Annotated in this window: 16 protein-coding genes; 2 read left to right on the top strand and 14 right to left on the bottom strand. The window is 69.1% G+C overall.

The window, feature by feature from the left end; all coding sequences use genetic code 11:
* Window positions 1-13 precede the first annotated feature (13 nt).
* Both ACEZHJ_RS05160 and ACEZHJ_RS05155 read left to right on the top strand, forming a co-directional pair.
* Complete coding sequence (locus tag ACEZHJ_RS05160; protein WP_018716940.1) at window positions 14-445, top strand: universal stress protein; 432 nt, start codon at window positions 14-16, stop codon at window positions 443-445.
* A 46-nt stretch (window positions 446-491) separates the two neighbouring features.
* Window positions 492-2135 carry a BCCT family transporter gene (locus ACEZHJ_RS05155; protein WP_018716941.1) on the top strand — a complete coding sequence of 548 codons (1644 nt, stop codon included), beginning with the start codon at window positions 492-494 and terminating at the stop codon, window positions 2133-2135.
* A 109-nt stretch (window positions 2136-2244) separates the two neighbouring features.
* Here the strand turns inward: ACEZHJ_RS05155 and ACEZHJ_RS05150 are convergent, their stop codons facing one another.
* From ACEZHJ_RS05150 to truA, 14 genes are all read right to left on the bottom strand, one after another.
* Window positions 2245-2973, bottom strand: a complete 729-nt coding sequence (locus ACEZHJ_RS05150; RefSeq protein ID WP_018716942.1) for a 3'-5' exonuclease — start codon at window positions 2971-2973, stop codon at window positions 2245-2247.
* Between the two features lie 3 nt (window positions 2974-2976).
* The gene (locus tag ACEZHJ_RS05145; RefSeq protein WP_163138736.1) at window positions 2977-4881 is read right to left on the bottom strand and encodes a DUF294 nucleotidyltransferase-like domain-containing protein; all 1905 of its coding nucleotides are present in this window, start codon (window positions 4879-4881) and stop codon (window positions 2977-2979) included.
* Window positions 4882-4984: 103 nt separating this feature from the next.
* The gene (locus ACEZHJ_RS05140; protein ID WP_156831109.1) at window positions 4985-5815 is read right to left on the bottom strand and encodes a ferritin-like domain-containing protein; all 831 of its coding nucleotides are present in this window, start codon (window positions 5813-5815) and stop codon (window positions 4985-4987) included.
* The gene (locus ACEZHJ_RS05135) at window positions 5812-7041 is read right to left on the bottom strand and encodes a glycerate kinase (RefSeq protein ID WP_040409168.1); all 1230 of its coding nucleotides are present in this window, start codon (window positions 7039-7041) and stop codon (window positions 5812-5814) included. Before ACEZHJ_RS05135 ends, ACEZHJ_RS05140 begins: the two co-directional genes overlap by 4 nt.
* Complete coding sequence (locus ACEZHJ_RS05130) at window positions 7038-8237, bottom strand: O-succinylhomoserine sulfhydrylase (protein ID WP_018716946.1); 1200 nt, start codon at window positions 8235-8237, stop codon at window positions 7038-7040. Before ACEZHJ_RS05130 ends, ACEZHJ_RS05135 begins: the two co-directional genes overlap by 4 nt.
* A gap of 207 nt (window positions 8238-8444) precedes the next feature.
* Complete coding sequence (gene purF / locus ACEZHJ_RS05125) at window positions 8445-9965, bottom strand: amidophosphoribosyltransferase (RefSeq protein ID WP_018716947.1); 1521 nt, start codon at window positions 9963-9965, stop codon at window positions 8445-8447.
* 16 nt (window positions 9966-9981) lie between these two features.
* Window positions 9982-10596 carry a CvpA family protein gene (locus tag ACEZHJ_RS05120; protein ID WP_018716948.1) on the bottom strand — a complete coding sequence of 205 codons (615 nt, stop codon included), beginning with the start codon at window positions 10594-10596 and terminating at the stop codon, window positions 9982-9984.
* Window positions 10597-10640: 44 nt separating this feature from the next.
* On the bottom strand, window positions 10641-11261 hold the full coding sequence (locus ACEZHJ_RS05115; RefSeq protein ID WP_163138737.1) for an SPOR domain-containing protein: 621 nt from the start codon (window positions 11259-11261) through the stop codon (window positions 10641-10643).
* A 69-nt stretch (window positions 11262-11330) separates the two neighbouring features.
* Window positions 11331-12608 (bottom strand): folylpolyglutamate synthase/dihydrofolate synthase family protein, encoded by a 1278-nt coding sequence (locus tag ACEZHJ_RS05110; RefSeq protein WP_163138738.1) that lies wholly within the window; start codon window positions 12606-12608, stop codon window positions 11331-11333.
* Between the two features lie 7 nt (window positions 12609-12615).
* Entirely contained in the window at window positions 12616-13512 is an 897-nt protein-coding gene (accD, locus tag ACEZHJ_RS05105; protein ID WP_018716951.1) for an acetyl-CoA carboxylase, carboxyltransferase subunit beta, read from the bottom strand.
* Between the two features lie 10 nt (window positions 13513-13522).
* Window positions 13523-14344, bottom strand: coding sequence for a tryptophan synthase subunit alpha (trpA, locus tag ACEZHJ_RS05100; protein ID WP_018716952.1), 822 nt, complete (start codon window positions 14342-14344; stop codon window positions 13523-13525).
* On the bottom strand, window positions 14341-15579 hold the full coding sequence (gene trpB / locus ACEZHJ_RS05095) for a tryptophan synthase subunit beta (protein ID WP_018716953.1): 1239 nt from the start codon (window positions 15577-15579) through the stop codon (window positions 14341-14343). Before trpB ends, trpA begins: the two co-directional genes overlap by 4 nt.
* Window positions 15557-16186, bottom strand: a complete 630-nt coding sequence (locus ACEZHJ_RS05090) for a phosphoribosylanthranilate isomerase (RefSeq protein WP_018716954.1) — start codon at window positions 16184-16186, stop codon at window positions 15557-15559. Before ACEZHJ_RS05090 ends, trpB begins: the two co-directional genes overlap by 23 nt.
* Window positions 16187-16260: 74 nt before the next feature.
* Window positions 16261-17046, bottom strand: a complete 786-nt coding sequence (truA, locus tag ACEZHJ_RS05085) for a tRNA pseudouridine(38-40) synthase TruA (protein WP_205599696.1) — start codon at window positions 17044-17046, stop codon at window positions 16261-16263.
* Between the last annotated feature and the right edge of the window lie 27 nt (window positions 17047-17073).

The raw sequence follows: 17073 nt of genomic DNA, 5'->3' as shown, positions 1-17073 counted from the left end.
GGAGACAGGCAGAATGTACTCGAAGATCATGGTGCCGGTGGACCTGGCACACCTGGAAGTCCTACAACCCGCACTCAAGACGGCCTCGGATCTGGCGCGTCACTATGGCGCCGAAGTCTGCTACGTGGGCGTGACTGCCACCACACCCGGCAGCGTGGCCCGCACGCCCGAGGAGTACCAGCAGAAGCTCGAGGCGTTCGCACGGGAACAGGCCGGTGATCACGGCCAGCGGGCGAGCGCACGCATGATCACCTCACCGGATCCGATCGCCGATCTCGACGACGTCCTTCTCCAGGCGATCGAGGACACCGGCGCGGACCTGGTGGTCATGGCCACTCACCTGCCGCGTCATCTCGACGCCGTCATGCCCTCCCACGGCGACAGGATCGCCGCGCACACGGAACAGTCGGTGTTCCTCGTACGCGTACACAACCGCGACGGATAACCGACGGCCCACACCCACTCCAATTTCTCCGAAAGGGGTCACTACCGTGGATAAGCAGTCAAACGACAACAACGCACAGGAGCCGGACAACGGCTCGGTCGGCGTGCCCGCACCGGAGGGGCCGGCCAATCTCATCGATACCGATTACGTCATCGGGCAGGACAACGTCGCCACCACCAAGTTCGGCCTGGAAATCGACCTGCACGGCAAGGTGTTCAGCATCTCCGCGCTGATCATCCTGTTCTTCGTAATCATCACGCTCGCGCTGCAGGACCAGGTCGGCCCGGCATTCACGGCGCTGCGGCCGTGGCTGACCAACAACATGGCGTGGTTCTTCCTGTTCTCCGCGAACATCTTCGTCCTACTCGCCGTAGTGCTGATATTCACGCCCCTCGGGCGGGTCCGACTGGGCGGCATGCACGCGAAGCCCGACTTCAGCTACATGGGCTGGTTCGCGATGCTCTTCGCCGCCGGCATGGGCATCGGCCTGATGTTCTACGGCGTGGCCGAGCCCATGACGCACTTCGGCACGTCGCTGAGCGGCAGTGACTGGGCCCCGCTGGGCGGTGCACCGGGCAACGAGCAGGCAGCTCTGAACCTCGGCATGGCGGCCACGATCTTCCATTGGGGCCTGCACCCCTGGGGTATCTACGCCATCGTCGCCCTCGCTCTGGCGTTGTTCTCGTTCAACAAGGGCCTGCCGCTGACGATGCGCTCCATCTTCTACCCGATCCTCGGCGAGCGGGTCTGGGGCTGGCCCGGGCACGTTATCGACATCGTCGCGGTGTTCGCCACTCTGTTCGGTCTCGCCACCTCCCTCGGTCTCGGCGCCAAACAGGCGGCCGCCGGCCTGGAGTACCTGTTCGGCATCCCGGGTGGCGAGGTGACGATGGTGCTGCTGATCACCGGCATCACCTGCGTCGCGCTGACCTCCGTGCTGCTCGGCGTGGACAAGGGCGTGCAGCGGCTCTCGCAGATCAACATGGTGCTTGCCGCCCTGCTGCTGCTGTTCATCATCATCGTCGGGCCGACCATGCTGATCCTTTCCGGGTTCTTCGAGAACCTGTGGAACTACGCCGCGGACCTGCCGGCACTGGCGAATCCGTTCGGCCGCCAGGATTCGAACTTCATGGAGGGCTGGACCTCCTTCTACTGGGCCTGGTGGATCTCCTGGTCGCCCTTCGTCGGCATGTTCATCGCGCGCGTAAGCCGCGGCCGCACCGTGCGCGAGTTCATCATCGCCGTCCTGCTCGTGCCGACCGTGATCTCGGTGCTGTGGATGACGGCCTTCGGTGGCGCGGCGATCGACCAGTTCGTCAGCAATGGCTTCCAGGGCGTGAAGGAGGCGGCTCTGGAGCTTAAGCTGTTCGCGATGCTGGGGCAGATGCCGCTGACCACCATCACCTCCTTCATCGGCATCGTCCTGGTGATCGTGTTCTTCGTGACGTCCTCGGACTCCGGCTCGCTCGTGATCGACTCCATCACCGCCGGTGGCAAGGTGGACGCGCCCAAGCCCCAGCGTGTGTTCTGGGCGGTCATCGAGGGCGCCATCGCCATCGCACTGCTCGTCGGTGGCGGGGCCGAGGCCCTGCAGGCCATGGTGATCTCCACCGGCCTGCCGTTCACACTGGTCCTGCTCGCGGCGTGCTACGCCATCATCGTAGGCCTCAAGGACGAGCCCAGGGGCTGACGCCCCGAACCGCAGGGGGCGCCGCCGGCGCCCCCTGCGCCCTCCCCACCGTTATCCCGTTCCCGGAAAACCATCGCTCCACCGGTGGTGACCGGAGTGGCCGTCCTGCCTAGCTCCAGAGTCGACCCACGGGCATGTCCCGCCGGAGGTGGGTGGCCACCTGCGCCTGGAACAACTCCGCGGTGGCGAGCGCGTCCACCAGAGCGTGGTGCCCCTGGTAAACCGGCAGGCCGTAACGCTGGCGACTGTCATTGAGGCGTATGGACACCGGCGGGTGGCCCAGCCACCGCCGGAAACGGGCCCACAGGGACAGCCGGTGGCGATGGGCCTCGATGGCCATCGTGTCGACCACGGGGAACAACAGGTGCTCGCCGACTCGGGCCTTCGCCGCAGCGTCCAGGAACGAGCGCTCGATGTTGCGGTAGTGCACGACCACCACGCGGCCGGCCATCGCCTCCAGCAGTGACGGGAGCACCTCCACGAAATCCGGCGCGTTCTCGATATCCGTGTGGGTAATGTGGTGGAAGGTAACGGAGAGGCTGCTCAACGCCCGGGGCGGATGCACCACCCAGTAGTGGCGGTCTGCCAGGCGGATGCGGTCGAGATCGAAAGGCACGACCCCGACGCTCACGATGGCGTGGCGGGCCTCGTCCAGGCCGGTGGTTTCGATATCCAGGGCCAGGAAGGACACCTCCCCGATCGGCGTGTCCGCCGACGGCAGGCCGGCGCCATAGTACCGCGCCAGGGCCGGGACCCGGGACCCGGCGGCGCGGGCGGCGATGTACGGCCCCCACTGGTTCGCCCCGGAGCGGCTATGTGACCGCCAGCGCCCGCGCACGGGTTAACGCCCCCGCGTCGGCGCCGGGTAGCGGAACTTCAGGAACTTCTGGGCATTGCTCAGGGCCTGGAAGGCCTCCTTGAGATTGTGGCGCTCGCTGTCCGGGACGTTTTCCGGCTCGATGTTGTTGTCCGGCTCGCGCTCCTGCTCGAGGTCGATCACCTGGTGGCGAATGCGCGACATCGTCAGGAACTCCAGCGCGTAACGCAGCCGGTCCGCCACGCCCGGACCCAGAAGCTGGGTACGCCCGATCTGATCCAGTCGGTCAAAGGAGTTCTGCGCGCGGGCGCCGCACGCGAGCGCGTGGACGCGGATGAGGTCCACCAGTGGCGCTGTTCCGCGGCGCTTGAGGTTGATGGAGTTGTTGTGGCGGCCGTCGTGTTCCATGACGAAGTTGCGGAAGAAACCGAGTGGCGGCGTGCGATTGAGCGCGTTTCGCGCCATCGCCGCGAGGAAGCGTTCGTTGCCCTTCGCGCCTTCCGCGACGAGGTCCTGTAGTGCCTCCACGAACCGGTTCTCACCGTACACCGCGTCCAGGTCGAAAAAGATGGAGCTGTGCAGCAGGCGCTCCGGCGTCGGCTCGTCGATCCAGTTCCGGAAGTACGCCTTCCACTGCGACAGGGGCTGGCGCCAGCGCGGGTTGGTCGCCATGATGTCGCCCTTGCAGTAGCTGTAGCCGCAGGCGGCCAGACCGTCGCTCACGTAGCGCGCCAACGCCTCGAAATAGGCGTCGTGACTGTCCGGATCGAAGTCGTCGCTCAGCACCAGGGCATTGTCCTGATCGCTGACGATGGTCTGCTCGTCACGGGCCATCGAGCCCATGACCATGAAGCAGTAAGGCACGGGCGGCGGCCCGAGCACCTGTTCTGCGAGCTCCAGCAGCCGCCGGGTGAAGCTGCGACCGATCGTCGACAGGGCGCTACCGATCATTCGCGAGTCCGCGCCATCGTTGACCATGCGTACCAGCGCCGCGCGCACGTCCGGCAACAGCCGCGCGAGTCCCACGGGCGTGGGCTGATTGAAGATGCTGTCGACCAGGTAGAGGCTGCTCTGGGTCTCGTAGCGGATGATGTCCGAGAGGTGAACAATGCCTACGGGACGCCGGCGGTGCACGACCGGCAGATGGTGGACGTTATTGCGGAGCATGCACAGCATCGCCTCGTAGACGGACTCGTCCGACTGGATCGCGATCAGCCGGTCGCCGACCACCTCGCCCACCGGGGTGTCCGGCGAGCGCCCCTCCGCCACCACCCGGGTACGGAAATCGCTGTCGGTGAGGATGCCGCGGACCTGCCACTGCTGGCCCTCACGGTCGGTGTAGGTATAGCGCGGGTCCGCGACGGCGGCGTCCACCACCAGCACCGCCGAGGCCTGGGAGGCGGTGATCCGCTGCGCCGCCTGCTGTACGGACACGGTCGACTCGACCATCTGCGGCGCCCGGGTCAGGAGCTTGCGGACCCGGGTGACCATCATCTCGTTGTTCTTGCGCTGCTCCTCCACCGCCGCCTCCAGACGGGGCCGGCCCAGCTCGACGAAGTCGGCGAACTGGTCGTCGGATTCGCACAGCCGCCAGAACGCTGTCTCGGGGATAAAGTAGATCAGGCTGTCTTCCAGGGCGGTCGCCGGGAAGCGCACGCGGTGATTGCGCAACAGGCTGAAGTGCCCGAAGACGTCGCCCTCGCCGAGGCGGTCGAACAGGGTCCCGCTGCGGCGGTAGACTTCCACCGCGCCGCTGCGCACGTAGCAGAGACGCTCGATCGGCTGATCGAGCTCCAGGATGGGCGTACCCGCCTTGTAGTAGGCGACCTCGACCTGCCCGGCCACTTCGTCCAGGAGGTCGTCGGAGATCCGGTCGAACGGGGGGAAACGCCCCATGTGCTGGCGGATCTCGAGGAGTTCAACGTCCATGGCTAGCGCTCCCGTGTCGCCTGCTCCCGCGCGGGCGCCGCCGGCCGATGACGGCGCCCGCCGACTGTAGCATCCCGCCGCACCCCCCTGGGCAGACGCCCCGCTATGCGCGGCCCCGCGCCGCGTCAGCATCGCGTTCCAGGGCCTCGATCTCCCGGTCGGAGAACCCCGCAGCCCGGCGTGCGTCGACATTGAACGGGCCGCGGAGAGCACCGCGCATGTAGGTGTCCAGCAGCTCGGGGAAAAGCGCCTCGGCATCGAGCCCGCGCCCCGCACAGGCCCAGGTGAACCAGCGGGACCCGATCGCCACATGGGCGACCTCCTCGTCCAGGATCGTCCGCAGAATGTCGGCCGAGACGGTATCGCCGGCCTGCTCCAGACGGTCGATCATGCCGGGCGTGACGTCCAGGCCGCGCGCCTCCAGCACCCGGGGCACCAGCGCCATGCGCACCATGACGTCGTGGGCGGTCTTCTCCGCCATCTCCCAGAGGCCGTTGTGTGCGGGGAAATCGCCGTAGCCGTAGCCCAGATCGCCGAGGCGGTTCGCGACCATCCGGAAGTGCCGTGCCTCATCCGCGGCGACACGCAGCCAGTCGCCGTAGTAATCCGCCGGCATGCCCCGGAAACGGTAGGCGGCATCCAGGGCCAGGTTGATGGCGTTGAATTCGATGTGTGCCACCGCATGAAGCAATGCCGCGCGGCCGGCGGCACTGCCCAGCCGCCGTCTCGGCACGTCGGCCGGCGAAACCAGCTGCGGGCGTGGCGGCCTTCCCGGCGCGGCGATGGGCCCCGGCGTGCTGTCATCCGGCGGCGCCAGCCGCCCACCTTCCCAGTCGGCGTGAAGCACCTTCGCCGCCTCGGCCTTCATTCCGGGATCAGACTCATCGAGGCACGCCCGCAGCCGGCGGGCCGTATCCGCAGACCGCGCCGTCATTCCGCCTCGCGCAACCCGATCACCAGGTCCATGACGTTCGTGCCCGTCGGCCCGGTCTCGATGAGATCACCGCTGCAGGAGAGAAAGCCGCCCGCGTCCGCCCGCCTCAGCGCCGTCTCGGCATCGGCCCCGTAAGCCGCACCCCGCCTGAGCGTGCCCCCGTCGACCAGGGCGCCGGCCGCCTCCGACGCGCCGTCCGCGCCGTCCGTGCCGCCGGCTAGCAGGCCTGTCCCGGCACTGCCGGCCAGCTCACAGGCCGCCGCTAGCGCGAGCGCCTGCATACGCCCGCCCCGGCCGGGATTCTCAGGCAATACCACGGTGGGCTCACCACCGCGCAGATGGACGCCGGGCGGCGCATCGCGCAGGCCCGCACCGATACGGTGACCGAGCGCGACCGCATCCCCTTCGAGGGGGTCGTCGGCATGATCGTGCACCGCGTAGCCGAGCCGGCGCGCCTCGGCGGCCGCCGCCTCCACCGCGTGGCGATTGGTCGCGACCAGATGGGTGTCGAGCCCGCCGAGTCCGGGGTCATCCGGCGTCGGCGACGGGTCAGCCACCGGCATGAGCTCGTCGTAGCCCTCGGGCAGCGCGCCGGCGTCGGACGCCGGCGCCGCGACGAAAGGACCGGAGCCGATCACCGCCGGGTCGTCCCCGGGGACATCGGAGATGATCAGCTGGCAGGCCGTTCGCCCGGCGAGTCGGACACCGAGCCGCCCCCCTTTTACCGTGGAGAAGCGCCGGCGGATCCGGTTCATGTCGCCGATGGCGAGCCCGCCCGCCAGCATGCGGCGGTTGAGGGCCGCAAGCTCCGCCTCGCCGGCGCCGCCGGGCAGGCGCTCCATCAGTGCCGAGGCACCGCCCGAGATCAGCACGAGGAAGCGGGCGTCCGCCGGCGCCTCCTCCAGCAGCGTCACCGCGGCGTCACCGGCGGCGAGGCTACGCGCATCCGGCACGGGATGGGCGGAACTGATCATGCGCAGCCCCGGCACACCGTCCAGCGCCGGATCTTCATAGCCTTCCCGGGTGATGACCAGCCCGCCGAGCAGGCGCTCACCGAGAACGTCCCTTGCACCCAGGGTCATGGCGGCGGCGGCCTTGCCGACCGCGATGAGGTGCCACTGGCCGGACAGCGGGTGGGCCCGCAGCCATTCGCGCACGGCGGGCCGGCCGGCGACGGCCCTGATACCGGCACGGTACATCGCCTCCAGGTCCCCGCATGCACTCATGTCCGCCCCCCGGCGGAGAGCCCGCGATCCAGGTCCGCCCTGATGTCGTCAACGTCCTCCAGGCCCACCGACATCCGCAGCAGGCCGTCGCCGATGCCCGCGACGTCCCGCTGGGCCTGGGTATTTCGGCCATGGGTGGTGGTCGCCGGGTGGGTGATGGTCGAGCGGGTATCGCCCAGGTTGGCGGTAATGGAAAGCAGCCGCGTGGCATCGACCACTCGCCACGCCGCCTCGCGTCCACCGACCACGTCGAACGAGACAATTCCGCCGAAACCCCGCTGTTGACGGGCGGCAAGCGCATGCTGGGAATGCCCGGGAAGCCCCGGATAGTACACGTGTGCCACCGCCGGGTGCGCGTCCAGCCACTCTGCAACCGCCTGGGCGGCCTCGCAGTGCGCGCGCATGCGGACCGCCAGTGTTTCCAGGCCCTTCAGGAAGACCCAGGCGTTGAACGGGCTCATCGACGGCCCGGCAGTGCGCAGGAACCCGTGCACCTTGCGGCCGACCCGTTCGGAATCGCCGACGACCGCGCCGCCCACACAGCGGCCCTGGCCATCGAGATACTTGGTCGCCGAGTGCACGACGATGTCCGCCCCCAGGTCGAGCGGTCGCTGGAGCGCCGGTGTACAGAAGCAGTTGTCCACCACCAGAACGGCGTGATTGGCGTGGGCGATCTCCGCCACGGCGGGGATGTCGGCAAGCTCCGTGAGCGGGTTGGAGGGCGTCTCCAGGAAGAACATCCGCGTGTTGGACTGGACCGCGGCGGCCCAGGCCTCAGTATCCGCGAGGGGGACGAAGGTGGTCTCGATGCCGAACCGCGCCAGGTGGTTGGTAAGCAGCGAGACGGTGGAGCCGAACAGGCTGTCCGAGGCGACGATGTGATCCCCGCTGTCCAGCAGCGACATGACCGTGGACAGGATGGCCGCCATGCCGGAGGCCGTGCCACGCGCGCACTCGCCGCCCTCCATCGCCGCGAGGCGGCGCTCGAAGGTTCGGACGGTGGGGTTGGTGAAGCGCGAATAGATATTGCCGGGCTCACGCTCGGCGAACTTCTCGGCGGCCTCCGCCGCGCTGGAGAACACGAAACTCGAGGTCGGGAAAATCGCCTCGGCGTGCTCCTGCTCGGGAGTCCGGTCGTGACCGGCGCGAACGCCCAGGGTGGCAAGCCCCCAGGCGTCGGTGTCGCTGTCGCTCATAGCGCCCTCTTCAACTGGATTTCGACGGGGCGGGCGGAGGGAGACGAGCGAACCAGGCCGCTGCTCCACGCTTTAGCCGTATTTGCTGACCGGTCTCCGAAGAAGGCCGGCACGCGGCGCCCGCAAGCTGGGGATCAAATCGGCGCCCCAATCCGCGGCCACAGTGGCGGCGGATTGACGTGACGTTATGTCCCGGCCCCGGGCATGTCAATCCGCGTTGCCGAGGACCCGGTCCAGGTTGGCGGCCGCGCCCTGGCCCTCGGTGGCCGCCTTGGCCTCGTCCGAGCGCGCGTTCTCGAGGTCCTGGAGATAGCCCTCGGTGACGTCACCCGTGACGTAGCGGCCGTCGAAGCAGGAGCAGTCGAAGCCCGTAAGCGCGGGATTGCCCTCGCGCACGGCGGTCGCGAGGTCTTCCAGATCCTGGTAGATCACCCCGTCCGCCCCGATCACCCGCGCGATCTCGTCCTCGTCGCGGTTATGGGCAAGGAGCTCGTGGGCGGCCGGCATATCGATGCCATAGACGTTCGGGTAGCGCACCGGCGGCGCCGCGGAGGCAAAATAGACCTTGTTCGCGCCGACCTCGCGGGTCATCTGGATGATCTGCTGGCTGGTCGTGCCGCGCACCACCGAGTCGTCCACGAGCAGGACGTTCTTGCCGTGAAACTCCAGTTCGATGGGGTTCAGCTTCTGGCGCACGGACTTCTGGCGCACCGCCTGGCCCGGCATGATGAACGTCCGGCCGATGTAACGGTTCTTGATGAAGCCCTCGCGGTAGGTCAGGCCGAGCTCATTGGCCATATCCAGCGCTGCCGTGCGGCTGGTGTCCGGCACCGGGATGACCACGTCGATGTCATGATCGGGCCACTCGCGCATGATCTTGTGGGCAAGCATCCGCCCCATGCGCAGACGCGACTTGTACACCGAGACGTCGTCGATGATCGAATCCGGGCGCGCCAGGTAGACGTACTCGAAGATGCACGGGTTGAGCTGCGGGTTCTCCGCGCACTGCCGACTGTGGAGCTGCCCTTCGAGGTCGATGAACACCGCCTCGCCGGGGGCGACGTCACGTACCCGCTCGAAGCCCAGCACGCTCAGGGCGACGCTCTCGGAGGCGATCATGTACTCCGTGCCCGCCTCCGTCTCCCGGCGACCGAAGCACAACGGCCGGATGCCGTAGGGATCGCGGAACCCGAGCACGCCGTAGCCATTGATCATCGCCACTGCGGCGAAGCCGCCGCGGCAACGGCGCTGGATGCCCGCGACGGCGTCGAAGATCTCGTCCGGCCCGATGCGCAGCTTGCGCATCTCGCCGAGCTCGTGGGCGAAGACGTTGAGCAGGATCTCCGAGTCGGAGTTGGTGTTGATGTGGCGCAGATCCTGGAGATAGAGATCGCGCTTGATCTCCTCGGCGTTGGTGAGGTTGCCGTTATGGGCAAGGCTGATCCCGTAGGGGGAATTCACGTAGAACGGCTGCGCCTCCGCCGAGCTCGAACACCCCGCGGTGGGATAGCGCACGTGCCCGATGCCCACGTTGCCCTGGAGCTGGAGCATGTGCCGGGTCCGGAAGACGTCGCGCACCAGGCCATTGCTCTTGCGCAGGAACAGACGTCCCTGGTCATAGGTCATGATGCCCGCGGCGTCCTGGCCCCGGTGCTGGAGCACGGTCAGGCCGTCGTAGAGCGCCTGGTTGACCGGGCCGCAGCCGACCATGCCGATCACACCGCACATTGTTTCCTACCTCCGATTACTCGATGACACCGCCGTCCGCACCGGCCGCCAGCCCCTCCGTGGAGCGGCGGACCAGCGTTGGACGCCGGCAGAACTCGTCCCAGTAGCGCGACAGCCGCTCGCCCCGCTCGCCGGCGCCGGTCCCGGGGACCCGCAGCCGGAAGTCCTCCAGCCAGCCCTCGACGCCGAGCGAACACACCCGCGGCGTCATCCAGGCCGCAATCACGGAGCGCTGCCACCAGCCCTCCCGTGGCAGTGTCGTCAGTCCGGCAGCGAGGATGAGCGCAGCGATGATCACCGCCCCGCGGGCGGCGCCGAAGACCGCCCCCAGGGTGCGGTCCGTGCCGCTCAGACCGGTGCGCCCGACAAGCTGGCGGGCAAGGTGGTTGAGGAGCCCGCCGGCGAGCAGGACCGCCACGAACAGCGCGCCGAAGGCCACGGCCATGCGCACCGTCGGCGAGGCGATCAGTCCATCCAGCCATACCGCCACCGGCGCGGTGAACCGCACCGCCGCCCAGATTGCCGCAATCCAGGTGACGATGGAGAGACACTCGCGCACGAACCCGCGCACGAGGCTGATGATCACCGATATGGCGATCACCGACAGGAAAACAATATCGAGCCAGCTCAAGTTGACGGCACCGGATCAGCGACGGTGAGTCGGGCGCGCACAGGCTAGCGGGAGACCACGAGCACGGGCAAACCCTCCTTCCCGGAGAGTTCCTTCGCGAGGCTGTCGGCACGTTCCCGGGACGCCACGGGGCCGACACGCACCCGGAATATCGCATTACCGTCGGCCTCCGCCTCGGCGACGTAGACATCGTAACCCTTACTGCGCAGGCGGTCGCGTACCGCGACCGCGTTGGCGCGCTCGCTGAACCCACCCACCTGCACGGCCCAGCCCCCCTCCTGCGGGGCCGCGGACTCGGCCGGGGCCCCGTCGGCGGCAGGCTCCGGGCTGGACGGAGTCTGATCCGCCGCCGTAGCGGACGCCGACGGCTGCGTCTCCGCGGAGCCGGTGGCACCGGTATCCGTCTCCCCGGCGCCGGCTCCGTCGTTCGCCGGCATCTCCGGCTCCGGCACGGCCTCCTGGTCCGCACCGGGATCCGGCGCGTCTGCGACGCCCTTGTCCGGCAAGCCCGCGTCCGGCGCTTCCTCGCCGGCCGGCGGCACGTCCATGGGCACGTCGATCCGCCGCTCCTTCACGGGCCCTTCCAGCAGCATGGGCAGGAAGATCACCACGAGGGCGACGATGATGGTGGCTCCGGCCAGACGGTGCTTGAGTCGCGTATCCACGCCATCCCCCAAGATCAAGATGCAGTCCCAGGCATCACCGCGGTGCGGGCCGGCACCGCTTGCTCCGCCCTATGGTAGCAGCCTCCGGTGCGCACGGAGCACGTCCTCCGCCACACGGAACGAGCCGAAGGCGATGACCCGGTCGCCGGGCCCCAGGCTGCCGTCGAGCTCCCGCATCAGCGTATCCACCGGCGCACAGCGTCCGACGCGGCCACCGGCCTCGCGGATCAGGGCGATGAGGTCCTCACTGCGCCGCGCCGACGGATCGTCCAGTGCGAGCACGTGCCAGACGTCGACCGCGTCGTGTAGCGCCGCGACGACACCCCCCGCATCCTTGCGGGACATGATCGCGAACACGGCATGGGTACGGCCCGGGCCGGCTCCCGCGCGCAACCGCTCGCCCAGAGCACGGGCGCCGTCGTGATTATGGGCAACATCCACGTACCACGGCACCGCCCGCTCCAGGCGCTGGAACCGGGCCGGCGCCGTGGCGGCGCCGAGCACGGCCGCCGCGGTGGCGGTATCCGGCAGCCAGCCGTCACCGAGCCGGCGCAGCGCAGCGACGGCCGCCGCCGGGTTCGCGAGCAGCGCCGCCGGCATGCAGTCCGGCCGCGGGATGGCGTCAAGCGCGCCGGAGGCGTCCTCGTAACGCCAGTGGTCGGCGCCCGGAGTGGCCGTCACGGCACGGAAGGTCTCTCCGATGCGCTCCACCGGGCAGTCCTGCGCCGCGGCGGCGGCCAGCACGCTCGTCGGCGGGTCCGGGTCGGCGAGCACGAGCGGCGTGCCCGGTCGGAGGATGCCCGCCTTCTCGGTGCCGATCGCCTCGCGGTCTTCGCCGAGCCACTCCGTGTGATCTAGGCCCACGCTGGTGATCACCGCTACCGTCGGGGCCAGGACGTTGGTCGCATCCAGGCGCCCGCCGAGGCCGACTTCGAGGACCCACAGGTCACAGCCCGCCTCGCGGAAGCACCATAGCGCCGCCAGGGTCGCGAACTCGAAGTAGCTCAGGGTGACCTCGCCGCGTGCGCGGTCTATCGCATCAAAGGCGGCCAGCAGGCGGTCATCCGATACCGGCTCGCCGTCGATGGCGATACGCTCGTTGAACGCCAGCAGGTGGGGCGAGGTATACGCCCCCGTGCTGTGCCCCGCCGCGCCGGCCAGCGCCGTGACGGCCGCCACGGTGCTGCCCTTGCCGTTGGTCCCGGCGACGGTGACCACGGGCACCGGCGGCCGGTTGAGGCCCATGCGTGCCGCCACCTCGCCGATACGCTCGAGTCCCGGATCGATCGCCCGGGGATGCAGTGTCTCCAGCCATGCAAGCCAGTCGTCGACCCGTTGGAAGCGCAACGTCAGCTCAGCCCTCGATCGCGGCCTGGGGCTGGACCGCCGGTGCCGCCCGTCCGTTGAGCATGGCGATGATACGGGCCAGGCGCTCGCGCATATCACGGCGGTCGATGATGGCATCCACCACGCCGTGCTCCAGCAGGAACTCGGAGCGCTGGAAGCCCTCCGGCAGGGTCTCACGCACCGTCTGCTCGATGACCCGCGGCCCCGCAAAGCCGATGAGGGCCTTGGGCTCGGCGACGTTGACGTCTCCCAGCATGGCAAAGCTCGCGGACACCCCACCGGTGGTCGGGTCGGTGAGCACGGAGATGAACGGCACCCCGGCCTCGCGCAGGCGCGCCAGCACGGCACTGGTCTTGGCCATCTGCATTAGCGAGAACAGCGCCTCCTGCATCCGCGCGCCGCCACTGGCGGTAAAGCACACCAGCGCACTGCGCGACTCGAGCGCAGCGTTGGCGGCGCGCACGAACCGCTCGCCCACCACGGAGCCCATGGAGCCGCCCATGAACGAGAACTCGAAGGCCGCGGCCACCACCGGCACCTCGTGAACGGTGCCGGACATGGCGATCAGCGCATCCTTCTCGCCGGTGTTCTTCTGTGCCTGGACCAGGCGGTCCTTGTACTTCTTGCTGTCGCGAAAACGCAGGATGTCCACCGGCGTCACGTCCGTGCCGATCTCGCTGCCGGAGTCCTCGTCGAGGAACCACTCCAGCCGCCGGCGGGCGCCGATGCGCATATGGTGGCCGCACTTCGGGCAGACCTCGAGGTGGCGCTCGAGCTCCGGGCGGTACAGCACCGCGGTACACTCCTCGCACTTCGTCCACAGCCCCTCGGGAATGCTGCGCGTGCGGCTCCCCCCCGCTTCGGTACGGATACGCGAAGGCATCAGTTTCTCGAACCAGCTCATCGAAATCTCCTCAAGCCGTCGCCTGGCTCCGGACGTCCATGGCCTCGCGCATGCCCCGCACGAGGTCTGCCACCGCCTTGCGACCGGCGGCCGGATCGTCGGCATGCTCGCCGACCAGGCGGACGATGGCACTGCCGACCACGACCGCATCCGAGACGGCAGCGACCCGCGCCGCGGTCGCGGCGTCGCGGATGCCGAAACCGACACCCACCGGCAGTGCGGTGAGGCCCCGGATCGTGTCCACGTGTTCGGCGACATCGTCCACGTCCAGGGTGTCGGCCCCGGTCACGCCCTTGAGCGAGACGTAGTAGACGTAGCCCCGCGCCACGTCGCAGATCGCGGTGATCCGCTCCCGGCGGGTAGTCGGCGCGATCAGCCAGATCGGGGCCAGGCCGGCCTTGCCGAGCACGTCAACGAGGTCGTGACTCTCCTCCGGCGGCAGGTCGACGCAGAGCACACCATCCACACCCGCGTCCCGCGCCTCCGCGGCAAAGGTCTCGTAACCGAGCTGCTCGATGGGATTGAGATACCCCATAAGCACCACCGGGGTGTGCGCGTCCCGTTCCCGGAACCGGCGCACGGCGGCCAGTACGTCGCGCACCGTCGTACCGTGTGCCAGCGCCCGCTCACAGGCAGCCTGGATCACGGGGCCATCCGCCATCGGGTCGGAGAACGGCATCCCAACCTCGATGAGATCCGCGCCGGCATCCACCAGCGTGTGCATCAGCGCAGCGGTCTCCGCCGGCGCCGGATCGCCGCCGGTGATGTAGGGAATCAGGAGCTTGCGCCCGGCCTCCCGCGCGCTCGTGAAACACTGCTCGATACGGCTCATAGCTCCATCCCCTGCAGCGCCGCCACGGTGTTGATGTCCTTGTCGCCGCGGCCGGAGAGGTTCACCACGATGTGCCGGTCGCGCTCCATGCCGGCGGCGAGCTCGCGGGCATACGCGAGTGCGTGGGCCGTCTCCAGCGCCGGCATGATGCCCTCGGTGCGGGTCACCTCGTGGAAGGCATCGATCGCCTGCCCGTCCGTGGCGGAGACGTACTCGGCGCGGCCGGTATCCCGCAGCCACGAATGCTCCGGCCCGACACCCGGGTAGTCCAGGCCGGCGGAGACGGAGTGAGTGCCGAGGATCTGGCCGTCCTCGGTCTCCATGAGATACGTGCGGTTGCCGTGGAGCACGCCCGGCCGGCCGGCCGACAGCGGCGCCGCATGGCGACCCGTGTCGACGCCCTCGCCGCCGGCCTCGACGCCGACGATGCGCACATCGGAATCGCCCAGGAACGGATGAAACAGCCCGATGGCGTTGGACCCACCGCCAACGCAGGCCACCAGTGCGTCCGGCAGCCGGCCCACACGCTCGAGCATCTGCTCCCGGGTCTCGCGCCCGATCACCGACTGGAAATCCCGCACCATGAGCGGATACGGATGCGGCCCGGCCACGGTGCCGATGATGTAGAACGTATCGTCGACGTTCGCGGCCCAGTCCCTGAACGCCTCGTTGAGCGCGTCCTTGAGCGTACGCGAACCGGATTCCACCGGTACCACGCGCGCGCCCAGCAAACGCATTCGGTAAACGTTCACGGACTGGCGGCGCACGTCCTCGGCCCCCATGTAGACGACGCACTCCAGCCCCAGGCGGGCGGCCACCGTCGCCGACGCAACGCCGTGCTGGCCCGCGCCCGTCTCCGCAACGATCCGGCGCTTGCCCATACGCGCGGCGAGCAGCGCCTGGCCCATGGTGTTGTTGATCTTGTGAGCACCCGTGTGATTGAGGTCCTCGCGCTTGAACCAGATCCGCGCGCCGCCGATCCGGTCACTCCACCGCTCGGCCAGGTACAGCGGCGACGGGCGCCCCACGTAGTCACGCAGGTCGCGGTGGAGCTCCTCCTGGAAGGAGGGGTCCTCGCGGTAACGCAGATAGGCCTCGGTGAGCTCCTCGAGCGGGGCCATGAGCAGTTCCGGCACGAAACGGCCGCCGAAACGGCCGAAGTGCCCGGTGCTGTCCGGGAATCCCGCGTAATCAGCGGCGCGCTCACCCGCCTTATTGGTATCGGACACGTTCAACCTCTCTGACGAATGCCTCGATGCGGGCGTGATCCTTGATGCCGGGCGCGCTCTCCACGCCGCTGCTGACGTCCACCGCCCACGGCTGCGTGCGCTCGATGGCCTCGGCGACATTACCGGGGTGCAGGCCACCGGCGAGCACCAGCGGCCTGCCGATGTCACCGGGATAAAGCCCCCAGTCGAACGCGGTACCGGTCCCGCCGGCACCGCCCAGGGCGTGACTGTCCAGGAGAAAGCCGCTGGCGGCGGGATGCCGCGCGGCCTGCGACACGGGATCGGGCTCGCCTTCGGCCATCGCCAGCGCCTTGATGTAGCGCCGCCCGTATCCCTCGCAGTCCACCGCCGGCTCCCGGCCGTGAAACTGGAGCATATCCACCGGCACCGTCTCCAGCACCCGCTCGATATCCGCCCTGGCTGCGTCCAGGAAGAGCGCGACGACGGTGACGAACGGCGGGAGCACCCGGCAGATCGCCGCAGCCGTCTCCGCGCCCACTGCACGCGGGCTGGGCGGATAGAACACCAGACCGATCGCGTCGGCGCCGCTCGCGGCGGCTGCCGCCGCGTCCTCCGCACGGGTGATGCCACAAACCTTGACGCGTGTACGCACTATCCGGCCGCCGTGACGGGACCCGCCCGACATCAGTATGGGAAAGCCTTGAATGTTAACCCGCGGCGAACGGATCACGCAAAAGCGGGCAGCACCCCCAGCGGTGGCAGCGCGTACACCTGCGGATAGCGGACCCCCACCAGGTAAAGCCCGCCCGCCGGCGCTGTCATACCCCCGCAGCGCCGGTCCCGCGCGGCCAGCACCTCCGCCGCCCAGTCTGGCGGACGATCGCCGCTGCCGACCGCCATGAGCACGCCGGCGATATTGCGGACCATGTGGTGAAGAAACGCATTCGCCTCGATGTCCACGTAGACGAAGCCATCCCCGCCGGAGACCGTCAGCTCATGGATCCGGCGCACCGGGTGCTTCGCCTGGCAGGCGACGGCACGAAACGAGGTGAAATCGTGCTCGCCCACCAGGTGCGCCGCGGCCAAGCGCATCGGTTCGATAGACAGCGCCCGCCAGGTCCAGGAGACACGATCGCGGAGCAGCACCGGGCGCAGCGGGTCCGTGCGAATGACGTAGCGGTAACGCCTGGCCCGCGCCGAGAAACGCGCGTGGAAATCCTGCGCGACCGGGCGCATCCAGCGCACCCCGATCGCGGCGGGCAGGTTGGACGTCACCCCGCGGACCCAGGCGCGTTCCGGGCGTGGCACCGGCGGGTCGAGGTGAACCACCTGGTGGGTGGCATGTACCCCGGCATCCGTCCGCCCGGCACAGGTCACGGTAACCGGCGCGTCCGCGACCCGCGCCAGCGCCGCCTCCAGATCCGCCTGAACCGAGGGTGCGTGGTCTTGCCGCTGCCAACCGCTGTACGCGCTACCGTCGTATTCGATCCCCAGTGCGATCCGCAATGCCATCCTCCGCCTGATTGCCGCCGCCATCGG

It is taken from the genome of Arhodomonas sp. KWT2 (assembly GCF_041949875.1).
Taxonomy (GTDB): domain Bacteria; phylum Pseudomonadota; class Gammaproteobacteria; order Nitrococcales; family Nitrococcaceae; genus Arhodomonas; species Arhodomonas aquaeolei.
Note: the sequence above shows the minus strand (reverse complement) of the source record. Positions and strands in the feature narration are given on the sequence as shown.